Origin of the sequence: Roseateles sp., from assembly GCF_036404855.1 — a bacterium.
Classification (GTDB): Bacteria; Pseudomonadota; Gammaproteobacteria; order Burkholderiales; family Burkholderiaceae_C; genus Pelomonas.
This window is the reverse complement of the sequence record NZ_DASWYS010000167.1, coordinates 24,052-36,296: the sequence shown is the minus strand read 5'-3', so window position 1 is coordinate 36,296 and position 12,245 is coordinate 24,052. Positions and strand designations below refer to the sequence as shown.

Sequence of the window (12,245 nt, the reverse complement as noted above, 5' to 3'; positions counted from 1 at the left end):
GTGCAGGCCGAGCGCCACTACGGGTTGGTGCGCCACCGCACCAGCCCGGCCGCCGAGGCCTTCGCCGCATGGCTGCACGCGCACTGCCGCGCGGTCGAAGCCGCGTAGGCGGAAAACTCTTCCGCCGCGGGCCGAGGTTTTTTCCGGGGCGGCGGGCGCGGCGCGGGCCTAGCATCGCGGCCTGACACAAACCGCCATTGCATCGCCATGCCCGTCATCACCTGCATCGAAGACCTGCGCCAACTCGCCGAGAAGCGCGTGCCGCGCATGTTCTACGACTACGCCGACTCCGGCTCCTGGACGGAGACGACCTACCGCGCCAACGAGAGCGACTTCCAGGCCATCAAGCTGCGCCAGCGCGTGGCCGTCAACATGGAAGGCCGCAGCACGGCCGTGAAGATGGTCGGCCAGGACGCCAAGATGCCCGTGGCCATCGCGCCTGTCGGCCTGACCGGCATGCAGCACGCCGATGGCGAGATCCACGCCGCGCGTGCGGCCGAGAAGTTCGGCATCCCGTTCACGCTGTCGACGATGAGCATCTGCTCCATCGAGGACATCGCGGAGCACACGTCGGCGCCGTTCTGGTTCCAGCTGTACATGATGCGCGACCGGGATGCGATGGCGCGCATGATCGACCGCTGCAAGGCCGCCAAGTGCTCGGCCCTGGTGCTGACGCTGGACCTGCAGGTGATCGGCCAGCGCCACAAGGATCTGAAGAACGGCCTCACCGCGCCGCCGCGGCCCACGCTGGGCAACATCCTCAACCTGATGACGAAGCCGCGCTGGTGCCTGGGCATGGCCGGCACCAAGCGGCACACTTTCCGCAACCTGGTGGGTCATGTGAAGGGCGTCAGCGACATGCGCTCGCTGTCGGCCTGGACCAACGAGCAGTTCGACCCGCGGCTGTCCTGGGCCGACATCGCCTGGGTCAAGGAACAGTGGGGCGGCAAGCTCATCCTGAAGGGCATCATGGATGTGGCGGACGCCAAGCTGGCCGTGCAGGCCGGCGCGGACGCCATCGTCGTCAGCAACCACGGCGGGCGGCAACTGGACGGCGCGCCCAGCAGCATCCACGCGTTGCCGGCCATCGTGGCCGAGGTGGGCTCGCAGATCGAGGTGTGGATGGACGGCGGCATCCGCTCCGGCCAGGACGTGCTCAAGGCCTGGGCCCTGGGCGCCAAGGGCACCATGATCGGCCGCGCGATGGTCTATGGCCTGGGCGCCATGGGCGAGGAAGGCGTCGCCAAGGCGCTGGCCATCCTGCACAAGGAGCTGGACGTGACCATGGCCTTCTGCGGCCACACGCAACTCGCCAACGTGACGCGCGACATCCTCGTGCCGGGCACCTTCCCGACGGCCTGACGCTTGCGCCGCCCTCGCGCGACGGCCCGCATCCAGTCGAGAACCGCCGCTTGCCCGAACAACCGGCATGCCGCTAGGCTGCGCGCCATGCATGCCCTCCGCTCTACCCAACGGGCCCTCCTCGCGCTCGCGGCACTGCCGCTGCTGGCCGCCGCCCAGCACCCCCTCCCGGATGCCGCCGCCCTCGATGCCGAGGCCGCGCGGCTGATGGCGGCCACGCAGGCGCGCGGCCTTGCAGTGGCGGTCATCGACGCCGGCCGCGTCGTGCAGGTGCGGGCTTACGGCGAGCGCAACGCGAGCGGCCAGCCGCTGCTCACGGACACGGTCATGTACGGCGCGTCGCTGACCAAGGCGGCATTCGCCTACACCGTGCTGCAACTGGTGGAGGAAGGACGGCTGACGCTGGACAGGCCGCTCGCGGCCTACCTCGCCCAGCCGCTGCCCGACTACCCCGACGACAAGCGCTACGGCCCCTGGTCGGGCCTGGCCGGCGACGATCGGTGGCGGCAGCTGACGGCACGCATGTTGCTGACGCACAGCAGCGGCTTCGCCAACTTCGCCTTCCTGGAACCCGACGGCCGGCTGCGCATGCACTTCGACCCCGGCACGCGCTACGCCTACTCCGGCGAGGGACTGATCTTGCTTCAGTTCGTGCTGGAACGCGGGCTGGGGCTGGACCTCGGTGCCGAGATGCAGCACCGCGTGTTCGACCGCTTCGGCATGACGCGCACCAGCATGACGTGGCGCGCGGACTTCGCCGCCAACCTGGCCGACGGCTGGAAAGACGATGGCAGCGTGGAGCCGCACGATCCGCGCAGCAGGGTGCGAGCCGCCGGTTCCATGGACACCACCATCGCCGACATGGCAAAGCTGGCCGCCGGCGTCATCAACGGCGAAGGCCTGTCCGCCAAGGGCGCGGCCGCGCTGAGCACACCGGGGCTGCCCATCACGACCGCCTCGCAGTTCCCGACCTTCCAACCCGAACTGCCGCTGTCCGAACGCCGCACGGACCTCGCCGCCGGCCTGGGCGTCGTCACCTTCCTCGGTCCGCAGGGCCCGGGCTATTACAAGGGCGGGCACAACGACAGCACGGGCAACACCTGGGTCTGCGTGAAGCCGAAGAAGCGCTGCGTCGTCATCCTCGCCAACGACGTGCGCGCCGAGCGCGCCTTCCCGGCGCTGGTGCGTTTCGTCCTCGGCGAGACGGGCGTGCCCTGGCGCTGGGAGTACGGCAGCCTGCGGTTCGTGGACTGAGCCCGTCGTCAACGGGCGGGCGCGTCGTCGTCCAGCCGCGCGTGGTAGCCCGTGGCGCCCCGCTTCCAGTACGCGGCCACCTTCATGGCTTCCTTGGGATGGCCCTTCTCGTGCAGCAGGATGTCGCGCAGCCGGGCCATAAGCTGGGCCTCGCCGGCGCACCAGACGAAGCCGTCGCCCGGCGGCAGCGCCAGATCGCGCAGCGCCTGGGCCAGCGCCTCGGGGGAGGCGACGAAGCGCGGCACAGCCGAGGCGCGCGTCGGCCATGCGGGCGCGTCGGGCATCAAGAGCAGCACCTGCACGCGGGCATCGGCTGGCAGCTCCTCCAGCCGGCGCGCGATGGCCGGCCAGGCGCTGTCGTCGCCGACCAGCAGATGCCAGTCGTAGTCCGTCGGGATGACCATGGAGCCGCGCGGGCCGGCCACCGTCAGCGCCTGGCCGGCCCGCGCTTGAGCAGCCCATTCGGTGAACGGGCCCTCGCCATGCAGCGCGAACTCCAGCACCAGTTCGCCGCGTTCCGTGTCGAAGGCGCGCGGCGTGTAGTCGCGCATCTGCAGTCCACCCGCGCCGTCGGGCAGCATCAGCTTCACATGGTCGTCGAAGGAGGCGGACTCGAACGTCCGCAGCGAATCGCCCTGCACGGTGACGGCCACGAAGCGCCCGCCCCGCGGCTCGACGCGGACGACGCGCAGCTCGCGGCGCTGGAGTTCGTAGCGCACGCGCTGGATGCGGCGCCGGGGTTCGGCGTCAGTGTCAATGCTCATGGCGGGTCGGCTTGCGGCCTCAATGGTTGATAATGTCATCCATCATGCGGAACAAAGTTGATAATGTCAACAACATGGCCAACGCTGCCAGCACGGCGACCGAGGTCTTCGAGACCATCCACACGCTGATGCACCTGTTCCGTGGACAGCAGTTCCGCGCGCTGCGCGACGGTCCGGCTGCCATCACGCACATGGAGGCCAAGGCGCTGGCCTTCTTCGCACGCCACCCCGGCGCGACGCCGAGCGAGCTGGTGGCGCACAGCGGGCGCGACAAGGCGCAGATCGCGCGGCTCATCGCCGGGCTGAAGGAGCGGGATCTGCTGCGGGCCGAGGCCGACCCCGCGGACCGCCGCGTGCAGCGCCTGCATCTGTCGCCCGAGAGCACGAAGGCGCAGGAGGCCGTGCGCACCCAGGGCGAGCGACTCGCGCAGGCGGCGATGCGCGGGTTGAGCCCCGCCGAGCGCGACCAGTTGCTGGACCTGCTGTCGCGGGTGCGCGCCAACCTGGACGCGGCCAGCTGAGCCGGCCCCCGGTTCAGGCGCTGCCGCGCGAGCCCCAGATGATGACGGCCATGCCGGCGAAGCAGATCGCGACGCCGAGCCAGTCCGTCACCGTGGGCCTGACCTTGTCCACCACCATCAGCCAGACCATGGCCACGCCGATGTAGACGCCGCCGTAGGCCGCATACACCCGACCGGCGGCCGTGGGATGCAGTGACAGCAGCCAGGCGAAGGCGGCCAGGCTCGCCGCGCCGGGCACCAGCAGCCAGGCCGACGCGCCCTGGCGCAGCCACAGCCAGGGCAGATAGCAGCCGACGATCTCCGCCAGCGCGGTGAGCACGAAGAGGCCGAAGGTCTTGAGCATGTCCCTGGGGTCCTCAAGCTCGCCGTGGCCGGGGGCGCAGCGGCTTCAGCAGCTCGCCCAGCGCGTTGTGGTCGATCTCGTACATCAGCGCCAGCAGCCGGCCGATCTCGCCCTTGGGAAAGCCCTCGCGCGCGAACCAGGCCAGGTAGTTGCCCGGCAGGTCGGCGATCAGCGTGCCCTGGTGCTTGCCAAAGGGCATCTCGGTCGACACGAGCTTGAGCAGGTCTTCGGGGTTCATGCCGCCGTCAGAGCCAGCGCAGGCGCTTGAAGCGCCAGTACAGCGCCCCGCTGACCAGCGCGATGGCGCCCAGGGCCATCGGGTAGCCGAACGCCCACTTCAGTTCCGGCATGGTCTCGAAGTTCATGCCCCAGATGCCGGCCAGCGCCGTGGAGGCCGCGAAGATGGCTGCCCAGGCCGCCAGCCGCTTGGTGACCAGGGATTCGTCGATGGTGACGAGCGTGAGGTTGACCTGGGTCGCGGCGATGATGGTTTCGCGCGCGGCGTCGACGCTGGCCTGGATGCGCAGCAGGTGGTCGTAGACGTCGCGGAAGTAGTCCTGCATGGCCTTGCAGACGACCGGCACGCGCCCGCCGTGGAGCTTGGCGGACACCTCCAGCAGCGGCGTGACGGCGTGCCGCAGCACGGCCAGGCGCTGCTTCAGGCTGAACAGCTGCTGCACGACGGCCTGACGGTCCTGGCGCGGCTGGAACATGGTGGCCTCCAGGGCCTCCAGCTCGGCCTCGACCGCGTCCATGTGGGGGAAGTAGCGGTCCACCACCGCGTCCATCAATGCGTAGAAGACGAAGCCCGGCCCCTGGCGCAGCAGGTCGGGTTCGCGCTCCGCGCGGCCGCGCACGCCGAGGAAGCCCTGCACGCTGCGGTGGCGCACCGACACGATGAAGCGCGGGCCGACGAAGACGTGCACCTCGCCCACCTCCAGGCCCTCGGGGCCGGCCTCGAGCAGGTGCATGGCGGCGAACAGCATGTCGCCGTACTCCTCCAGCTTGGGCCGCTGGTGGCCCTTGCGGGCATCCTCGACCGCCAGCGGCGGCAGGTCCAGTTCGCGCTGCAGCAGGTCCAGCTCGTCATCGGTGGGGTCGCGAAGCGCGATCCAGACGAAGCCGCTCTGCCGCTCCAGCGCCTCGGAAACGCCCTCCAGGCCCGGCTCGGCCACGATGCGGCCATCCTCGTACACGGCGCTGTTGATCAGCATGGCGGTCGGCGTTCCGGCAAGACTTCAGGAGGACTTCGGCAGCGCGAGCTGGGTGATGTCGATGCCACGCTCGCGCGCGATGGCCTCGAGCACCGGCAGCAGCGGCCCCAGCTTCTCGTCCAGCGCGTCGCGCACCGTGTCGACGACCACCTGGGTGCTGCGTTCGATCTCGATGTGCACGGCGTCGCCCACCCCCTTGTCACCGAACGTCGTCATGCGCAGCGTTTCAGGGATGAGCCAGACCTCGAACCAGCCCGAGCCGTCGCGCTCGCGCCGGGCCTCCGCGACCGTCAGGCTGCAGCCGTTGACGCCCACATAGCCCTTGGCGAAGACATAACGCATCCACGGCGCGGGCAGCGAGAAGCGGATGACGTGGTTGTTGTCGGGCTGACGCACCTCGGCGATGCGGGCCGAGACGTCGACGTGGCCGGACAGCGGGTGGCCGCCGATCTCGACGCCCTCCCTGGCCGCGCGCTCCACGTTCAGGCCCGAACCCGGCTTCAGCCCGCCCAGCGTGGTGAGGTTCAGGGTCTGCGCCATCACGTCGAAGCTGGCCTCGCCGGGCACCGGCCGCTCGGTGACGGTCAGGCAGACGCCGTCGCAGGACACGCTGGCGCCGATGGCCAGCTCGTCGTCGAAACCGGGCGGGAACTTCAGGCGCAGCGTGTGCAGGCCTTCGCGGGCGTCGATGGATTCGACACGGGCCACGCCCTGGACGATGCCGGTGAACATCAGCGGCCGCCCTTCTCGGCGAAGGCGTCGGCCGAGAAGCCCACGGTCAGGCTGCCATCGGCCCAGCGCACCACCGGACGCTTGATGACGCTGGGCTCGGCCAGCATCAGCTCGGTGGCCGAGGCATCGTCCACCACGGCCGCCTTGGCCGCGTCGTCCAGCTTGCGCCAGGTGGTGCCGGCGCGGTTGACGAGCTTGTCCCGGCCCAGCGCCTGGAGCCAGGCCGGCAGCTCCGCGGCCGGGACGCCCTGCTTCTTGAAATCGTGGAACGCGACCTCCAGGCCCTGGCCGGCCAGCCAGGTGCGGGCCTTCTTGACGGTGTCGCAGTTGGGGATGCCGTAGACGGTGATCATGGCCGTCACCGTACCATGAGCCCATGATCGACTGGTTGGATGAGGACTCCCTGGATTTCCCGCCGAGCGTTCGAGCGCTCGGCCCCGAGACGGACGCACCGGGCCTGCTGGCCGCCGGCGGCACGCTGACCCCGGAGCGGCTGGCCGCCGCCTACCGCCGCGGCATCTTCCCCTGGTACGGCCCCGGCCAGCCGCCGCTGTGGTGGGCGCCCGACCCGCGCATGGTGCTGCAGACCGCCGACTTCAAGCTGTCGCGTTCGCTGCGCAAGACGGTGCAGCGCTTTGCCACCACGCCCGGCTGCGAGATCCGCGTCGACTTCGACCGCGCCACCGTGCTGCGCGCCTGCGCCAGCGCGCCGCGCGAGGGCCAGGCGGGCACCTGGATCGTGCCCGAGCTGCAGGCGGCCTACCTGGCCTGGCCCGCCATGCACAGCGTCGAGACCTGGATGCACGGCGAACTGGTCGGCGGCCTGTACGGCGTCAACCTCGGGCGCATGTTCTATGGCGAATCGATGTTCATGCGCCGCACCGACGCGTCCAAGATCGCGCTGTGCGCGCTGATCTGCCTGTGCCGCACCTTCGACATCCCCTGGATCGACTGCCAGCAGAACACCCGGCACCTGGCCTCGCTGGGTGCCGCTGAAGTCCCCCGAAGCGTGTTCGAAGCCCATCTCGCCGCCCATGTGGAGGCTGCCACGCCTGGGCCGTGGACCTATCATCCGGACCACTGGCACCGGCTGCTGACCCCAACGTGACCCACCCCAAAGAACTGCCCCTCGCGCAGATCCAGTTCTATGCCACGGCTGCGTACCCGTGCAGCTACGTCGCGGGCCGCCAGGCTCGCTCCCAGGTCGCCACGCCCAGCCACCTGATCCACGCCGACGCCTACTCCAACCTCGTTGCCGCAGGGTTCCGTCGCAGCGGACTGTTCACATACCGCCCCTACTGCGACCAGTGCCGCGCCTGCATCGCGCTGCGCGTGCCCGTGGAGCGCTTCGAGGCCACCCGCTCCCAGCGCCGCGCCTGGAAGGCCCACCGCCACCTGCAGGCCAAGGTCATGCGCCTGGGCTATTCGCCCGAGCACTACGCCCTGTACCTGCGCTACCAGGCCGGCCGGCACTCGGGGGGCGGCATGGACCACGACAGCGTGGACCAGTACACCCAGTTCCTGCTGCAATCGCGCATCAACTCCCGCCTGGTCGAATTCCGCGAACCCATGCCCGACGGCACCCTGCCCCTGCGCATGGTGTCCATCCTGGACATCCTCAGCGACGGTCTGTCGGCGGTCTACACCTTCTACGACCCCGACGTGGAGGGCAGCTTCGGCACCTACGGCGTGCTGTGGCAGATCCAGCAGGCCCGGGAGCTCAAGCTCAGCCACCTCTACCTGGGCTACTGGATCGAGGAAAGCCCCAAGATGGCCTACAAGGCCGGGTTCCGGCCCCACCAGGTGCTGCAGAACGGGGTCTGGATGGACGCTGACTGAACGCGTCGCGGTCCGTGAGGGCGGCCGTCGATGCACGCCGGTGAAACCGGCTCTGCGACCTTCGGACCCCAGCCTCTTCTCGCCAGCGCCTGCCGTCCCGCCAAGCGCCTAGACGAGGACCTCGACGCAGGCGGGGTGCCCCAGGAACCCCTCGGGGCTGGCGCTGCGACCATAGGCACCGCTCTGGTAGACGATGGCCAGATCGCCGATCTCGCCGCGCGCCATGTCCATGCGGTCCGCCAGCAGGTCCAGCGGCGTGCACAGCGGGCCCACGACGCTGGCCGGCTCCGTCGTCGTCTCGCTGCGGCCCTGCGGCTCGACCGAGGCGGGGTAGTTCTTGCGCAGCACCTGGCCGAAGTTGCCTGAAGCCGACAGGTGGTGATGCAGCCCGCCATCCGCCACCAGGAACACCTGGCCCCGCGAGACCTTGCGGTCGACGATGCGGCTGACGTAGACGCCGGCCTCGCCGACGAAGTAGCGGCCCAGCTCGATGACCAGCCTGGCCTGCGGCAGATCGGTCCCGGCGCGGACCTGCAGCGCCGCGAGGTTGTCGGCGATGGGGGCCAGGTCCAGCCGCGTCTCGCCGGGAAAGTAGGGAATGCCGAAGCCACCGCCCAGATTCAGGAACCTGACCGGCGCGGGCGCCGATTCAGCCAGGCGCAGGGCCAGTTCATAGCTCTTGAGCTGGGCTTCGCAGATGGCCTCGGCCTTGAGGTTCTGCGAGCCGGCGAACAGGTGAAAGCCTTCAAAGGCCACGCCATCGCCGCTGAGGCGCCCCACTTCGGCCAGCACCTCGGGCAGGGCTTCTACGTCGATGCCGAACTGCTTGGGGCCGCCGCTCATGCGCATGCCCGAGCCCTTGAGCTCGAAGTCGGGGTTCACGCGCAGCGCGACGCGGGCCGGCAGGCCCAGGCGCTGGGATGCGCGCGCCAAGGGGGCCAGCTCGCGCACCGATTCGACGTTGACCAGCACGCCGGCGGCCACCGCCTGACCCAGCTCGATGTCGCGCTTGCCGGGCCCGGCGAAGCTGATCTCGTGCGGGTCGGCGCCAGCATTCAGCGCCACCTGCAGTTCGCCGGCCGACGCCACGTCGATGCCGTCCACCAGCCCGGCCATCAGCTGCACCAGCGCCGGCATGGGGTTGGCCTTCATCGCGTAGTGCAGCTCGATGCCTTGCGGCAGCGCTGCGCGCAGCTCGGCCACGCGCGCCTTCAGGAGGCCGCGGTCGTAGGCGTAGAACGGCGTCTGCCCGACGCGCTCGGCCAGCACGGACAGTCGCTGGCCACCGACCAGCAGCTCGCCGTTCGCATTGCGGGGGAAGAGCACGGGTGCGTGCTCGAGGGCACGCTTCGGGGGAGTGGTATCGCTCATGCAGCGTTTCGTTCGACCCAGTCGGTCGAGAGGGTCTTGCGGTCGATCTTGCCGTTGGGATTGCGCGGCAGCGGGCCGGCGCGCGGGGCGATGCCGTGCGGCACCATGTACGCCGGCATGCGCGCCTTGCAGGCGGCGGTCAGCGCCGCCAGGTCCAGCTCGCTGGCGCCCTCCGGCGGTGTCGCGATGACCTGGATGGCCTGCCCCAGCGTGTCATGGTCGACGCCGAAGGCCACGCATTCACCCACCAGGCCGGTGGCGTAGAGCACCTCCTCGACCTCGGTGGGACTGACCCGGTAGCCCGAAGTCTTCATCATCTCGTCGCGGCGGCCCACGAAGTAGAGGAAGCCCTCGGCGTCGCGCTTCACCGTGTCGCCCGAGAACACGGCGAACTCGGGCAGCTGCAGACCACCTTCCCGCCCGCCGACGCCCACCGGCAACGGCTTGTAGCGCTCGGCCGTCTTCTCGGCATCATTCCAATAGCCCAGGCCCACGAGGGCGCCGCGGTGCACCAGCTCGCCCGGCTCGTCCGGCGCGCATTCGCTGCCGTCCTCGCGCAGCACCAGGATCTCGGCGTTGGGAATGGCCTTGCCGATGGAGTCCGGCCGGCGGTCCACCTCGGCGGGCGGCAGGTAGGTCGAGCGGAAGGCCTCGGTCAGGCCGTACATCAGGAAAGGCTGGGCCGACGGCGCCTTGGCGCGCAGCAGGTCCAGCGTTGCGCGCGGCATGCGGCCACCGGTGTTGGCGAAGTAGCGCAGATGGGCGTCAATGGCGGCAGGCCATTCGAGCTGGGTCAGCTGGATGTAGAGCGGGGGCACCGCCGTCAGGCCCGTGACCTTCTCGCGCTCCATGGCCTTGAGCACGTCCTTGGGCAGCAGATAGTTCAGCAGCACGACGCGCGCGCCGCTGTGGAAAGCGGTCGTGAGCTGGCTGAAGCCGGCATCGAAGGACAGCGGCAGCGCGGCCAGCAAGGTGTCGCTGGCGCGGTTTTGCAGGTAGCTGGCCACGCTCTTGCCGCCTGCGACCATGTTGCGGTGGGACAGCACCACGCCCTTGGGCCGGCCGGTGGAGCCGGACGTGTACAGGATGGCCGTCATGTCCGTGTCGATGACGCGGTGGCCGGCACGGGCCGGGCTGGCCAGCAGCGCGGCCCAGTCATGCACCGGCACCGGCGCCGAGCCCGTGCCGCTGGTCAGGACGACATGGCGCAGCGAGGGACACTGCGTCAGCACGTCGCCCAGCTGGGCCAGGCGCTCGGGCGAGGTGACCAGCACCCGCACATCGCAGTCGCGCAGGATGAAACCGACCTGTTCGGGCTTGAGCAGCGGATTCAGCGGCACGAACACGCCCCCCGCGGCCGGTGCACCAAAGCTGGCGACCACCGTCTCGAAGCGCTTTTCCAGGTAGATCGCGACCCGCTCGCCACGGGCCAGGCCCAGGCCCATGAGGCCGCTCGCCAGACCCCGCACCGCGGCGTCGAGCTCGGCATAACTGAGCGTTGCCGCGCCGTAGGTCAGGGCCGGGGCGTCGGGCGTGCGCTCGGCGGCAACAGCCACCAGCTCGTTCAGCAGGGTTGATTCGGGCATGAAGCTCTGGCGTTGAGGGCGGGCACGAAGAGTGAAAAAAGTATCTCATGCGCCCCCGAGGCCAAGGGGTGGACTCCCCGGAGGCAAGGGGGCGGCCCGCTAAACTGCGCCGCTGCATTTTTGGACGCAAGACCCCATGGACAACGCCCAGGTCCTCAGCCACGTGCTGAGGCTTCTCGACGACGTGCTGAGCCTGAACGGCCGCGCCCAGACGTTCACGCGCGACACCGCCCTGCTGGGCGCCCTGCCAGAGCTGGACTCGATGGCTGTCGTCAGCCTCATCACCGCGCTGGAAGAGCAGCTCGGCCTGGTCGTCGATGACGACGACATCGACGGCGACACCTTCGCCACCGTCGGCTCGCTGGCGGACTTCGTGGCCGCCCGCCTGGGTTGACGCCTCGCCCTGACGTCTTCTTCCTGCCCGCCGCGGGCGGCGAGCAGCGCCTTTGCGTGTTCCATGCGCCGTCTCTGGCGGCTCAGGGCACCCCGCGTGGCAAGGTGCTCTACCTGCACCCGTTCGCCGAGGAGATGAACAAGTCGCGCCGCATGGCCGCCCTGGCCTGCCGCGCCCTCGCCGAGGCGGGTTATGCCGTGCTGCAGATCGACCTGCGCGGTTGCGGTGACTCTTCCGGCGATTTCGGCGACGCCAGTTGGGCCGACTGGCTGGCCGACGTGCGCCTGGGGCTGGACTGCCTGAACGCCCGGGCGCCGGACGCCCCGCTGTGGCTCTGGGGCCTGCGCGCCGGCTGCCTGCTGGCCACCGAGACGCTGGCCCAGTTGGAGACGCCGGCGCACCTACTGTTGGTGCAGCCGCCGGCCTCCGGCAAGCCGCTGCTGCAGCAGTTCCTGCGTCTCAAGCTGGCGGCCAACCTGGCCGATGGCGGCGGAAAGGGCCAGATGGCCGAGATACGCGCCGCTTTGGGCCGCGGTGAACCGGTCGAGGTGGCTGGCTACCTGCTCAGCCCCGACCTGGCGCTCGGCCTGGAAGCCTCGACACTGACGCCGCCACCTCGCCCCGGGGCCGACGTCCGGGTCGTCTGGCTGGAACTGAGCTCGCGCCCTGACGCCGAATGGACGCCGGTCGCCCAGCAGGCACAGAAGCGCTGGAGCGACGCCGGCCTGCCCGTCGTGGCGGAGCTGCTGCAAGGCCCCGCCTTCTGGCAGACCACCGAAATCGAGGAAGCGCCTGCGCTGATCGAGGCGCTGCAGCGGCTGTTCGGCACGGCAGACGCCTCCCGGAGGGCCGCCTGACATGACGC

15 protein-coding genes are annotated in these 12,245 nt (G+C 70.2%); 7 read left to right on the top strand and 8 right to left on the bottom strand.

Going from position 1 to position 12,245, the window contains the following annotated elements:
- Positions 1-207 precede the first annotated feature (207 nt).
- A complete protein-coding gene (locus VGF12_RS11050) occupies positions 208-1,362 on the top strand; it encodes an alpha-hydroxy acid oxidase (RefSeq protein ID WP_331176090.1) in 1,155 nt (384 codons plus the stop codon).
- 87 nt (positions 1,363-1,449) lie between these two features.
- A complete protein-coding gene (locus VGF12_RS11045) occupies positions 1,450-2,616 on the top strand; it encodes a serine hydrolase domain-containing protein (protein WP_331176089.1) in 1,167 nt (388 codons plus the stop codon).
- 8 nt (positions 2,617-2,624) lie between these two features.
- On the opposite strand, the gene VGF12_RS11040 is transcribed toward VGF12_RS11045, so the two are convergent.
- A complete protein-coding gene (locus tag VGF12_RS11040) occupies positions 2,625-3,380 on the bottom strand; it encodes a siderophore-interacting protein (RefSeq protein WP_331176088.1) in 756 nt (251 codons plus the stop codon).
- Between the two features lie 74 nt (positions 3,381-3,454).
- Between VGF12_RS11040 and VGF12_RS11035 the strand changes: the two genes are divergently transcribed.
- On the top strand, positions 3,455-3,901 hold the full coding sequence (locus VGF12_RS11035; protein WP_331176087.1) for a MarR family winged helix-turn-helix transcriptional regulator: 447 nt from the start codon (positions 3,455-3,457) through the stop codon (positions 3,899-3,901).
- A 13-nt stretch (positions 3,902-3,914) separates the two neighbouring features.
- Here the strand turns inward: VGF12_RS11035 and VGF12_RS11030 are convergent, their stop codons facing one another.
- Genes VGF12_RS11030 through VGF12_RS11010 form a run of 5 tightly spaced genes read right to left on the bottom strand, consistent with a single transcriptional unit; the run spans position 3,915 to position 6,543 of the window.
- Positions 3,915-4,244 (bottom strand): YnfA family protein, encoded by a 330-nt coding sequence (locus tag VGF12_RS11030; RefSeq protein ID WP_331176086.1) that lies wholly within the window; start codon positions 4,242-4,244, stop codon positions 3,915-3,917.
- Positions 4,245-4,257: 13 nt separating this feature from the next.
- A complete protein-coding gene (locus VGF12_RS11025; RefSeq protein ID WP_331176085.1) occupies positions 4,258-4,482 on the bottom strand; it encodes a DUF3820 family protein in 225 nt (74 codons plus the stop codon).
- Positions 4,483-4,489: 7 nt separating this feature from the next.
- A complete protein-coding gene (locus VGF12_RS11020) occupies positions 4,490-5,458 on the bottom strand; it encodes a magnesium and cobalt transport protein CorA (protein ID WP_331176084.1) in 969 nt (322 codons plus the stop codon).
- A gap of 24 nt (positions 5,459-5,482) precedes the next feature.
- On the bottom strand, positions 5,483-6,190 hold the full coding sequence (locus VGF12_RS11015; protein WP_331176083.1) for a riboflavin synthase subunit alpha: 708 nt from the start codon (positions 6,188-6,190) through the stop codon (positions 5,483-5,485).
- Positions 6,190-6,543 carry a Spx/MgsR family RNA polymerase-binding regulatory protein gene (locus VGF12_RS11010; RefSeq protein WP_331176082.1) on the bottom strand — a complete coding sequence of 118 codons (354 nt, stop codon included), beginning with the start codon at positions 6,541-6,543 and terminating at the stop codon, positions 6,190-6,192. Before VGF12_RS11010 ends, VGF12_RS11015 begins: the two co-directional genes overlap by 1 nt.
- 23 nt (positions 6,544-6,566) lie before the next feature.
- Between VGF12_RS11010 and VGF12_RS11005 the strand changes: the two genes are divergently transcribed.
- Positions 6,567-7,298 (top strand): leucyl/phenylalanyl-tRNA--protein transferase, encoded by a 732-nt coding sequence (locus tag VGF12_RS11005; protein WP_331176081.1) that lies wholly within the window; start codon positions 6,567-6,569, stop codon positions 7,296-7,298.
- Positions 7,295-8,029: an arginyltransferase gene (locus VGF12_RS11000; protein ID WP_331176080.1), complete on the top strand. Its 735-nt coding sequence runs from the start codon at positions 7,295-7,297 to the stop codon at positions 8,027-8,029. The genes VGF12_RS11005 and VGF12_RS11000 overlap by 4 nt, the downstream gene beginning before the upstream one ends.
- Positions 8,030-8,137: 108 nt before the next feature.
- Here VGF12_RS11000 and VGF12_RS10995 read toward each other — a convergent pair whose 3' ends face one another.
- Both VGF12_RS10995 and VGF12_RS10990 read right to left on the bottom strand, forming a co-directional pair.
- Positions 8,138-9,400, bottom strand: a complete 1,263-nt coding sequence (locus VGF12_RS10995; protein ID WP_331176079.1) for a pyridoxal-dependent decarboxylase, exosortase A system-associated — start codon at positions 9,398-9,400, stop codon at positions 8,138-8,140.
- Entirely contained in the window at positions 9,397-10,986 is a 1,590-nt protein-coding gene (locus tag VGF12_RS10990) for an acyl-CoA ligase (AMP-forming), exosortase A system-associated (protein WP_331176078.1), read from the bottom strand. The genes VGF12_RS10995 and VGF12_RS10990 overlap by 4 nt, the downstream gene beginning before the upstream one ends.
- 136 nt (positions 10,987-11,122) lie before the next feature.
- Between VGF12_RS10990 and VGF12_RS10985 the strand changes: the two genes are divergently transcribed.
- Positions 11,123-11,380: an acyl carrier protein gene (locus tag VGF12_RS10985; RefSeq protein ID WP_106489881.1), complete on the top strand. Its 258-nt coding sequence runs from the start codon at positions 11,123-11,125 to the stop codon at positions 11,378-11,380.
- Positions 11,377-12,237, top strand: a complete 861-nt coding sequence (locus VGF12_RS10980) for a hydrolase 2, exosortase A system-associated (protein ID WP_331176077.1) — start codon at positions 11,377-11,379, stop codon at positions 12,235-12,237. The genes VGF12_RS10985 and VGF12_RS10980 overlap by 4 nt, the downstream gene beginning before the upstream one ends.
- Positions 12,238-12,245 lie beyond the last annotated feature (8 nt).

What these genes read in the sequence shown, in the direction of transcription:
- VGF12_RS11050 (WP_331176090.1), top strand. Translation starts at nt 208, where the DNA reads ATGCCCGTCATCACCTGCATCGAAGACCTGCGCCAACTCGCCGAGAAG.
- VGF12_RS11045 (WP_331176089.1), top strand. Translation starts at nt 1,450, where the DNA reads ATGCATGCCCTCCGCTCTACCCAACGGGCCCTCCTCGCGCTCGCGGCA.
- VGF12_RS11040 (WP_331176088.1), bottom strand. Translation starts at nt 3,380, where the DNA reads ATGAGCATTGACACTGACGCCGAACCCCGGCGCCGCATCCAGCGCGTG.
- VGF12_RS11035 (WP_331176087.1), top strand. Translation starts at nt 3,455, where the DNA reads ATGGCCAACGCTGCCAGCACGGCGACCGAGGTCTTCGAGACCATCCAC.
- VGF12_RS11030 (WP_331176086.1), bottom strand. Translation starts at nt 4,244, where the DNA reads ATGCTCAAGACCTTCGGCCTCTTCGTGCTCACCGCGCTGGCGGAGATC.
- VGF12_RS11025 (WP_331176085.1), bottom strand. Translation starts at nt 4,482, where the DNA reads ATGAACCCCGAAGACCTGCTCAAGCTCGTGTCGACCGAGATGCCCTTT.
- VGF12_RS11020 (WP_331176084.1), bottom strand. Translation starts at nt 5,458, where the DNA reads ATGCTGATCAACAGCGCCGTGTACGAGGATGGCCGCATCGTGGCCGAG.
- VGF12_RS11015 (WP_331176083.1), bottom strand. Translation starts at nt 6,190, where the DNA reads ATGTTCACCGGCATCGTCCAGGGCGTGGCCCGTGTCGAATCCATCGAC.
- VGF12_RS11010 (WP_331176082.1), bottom strand. Translation starts at nt 6,543, where the DNA reads ATGATCACCGTCTACGGCATCCCCAACTGCGACACCGTCAAGAAGGCC.
- VGF12_RS11005 (WP_331176081.1), top strand. Translation starts at nt 6,567, where the DNA reads ATGATCGACTGGTTGGATGAGGACTCCCTGGATTTCCCGCCGAGCGTT.
- VGF12_RS10995 (WP_331176079.1), bottom strand. Translation starts at nt 9,400, where the DNA reads ATGAGCGATACCACTCCCCCGAAGCGTGCCCTCGAGCACGCACCCGTG.
- VGF12_RS10990 (WP_331176078.1), bottom strand. Translation starts at nt 10,986, where the DNA reads ATGCCCGAATCAACCCTGCTGAACGAGCTGGTGGCTGTTGCCGCCGAG.
- VGF12_RS10985 (WP_106489881.1), top strand. Translation starts at nt 11,123, where the DNA reads ATGGACAACGCCCAGGTCCTCAGCCACGTGCTGAGGCTTCTCGACGAC.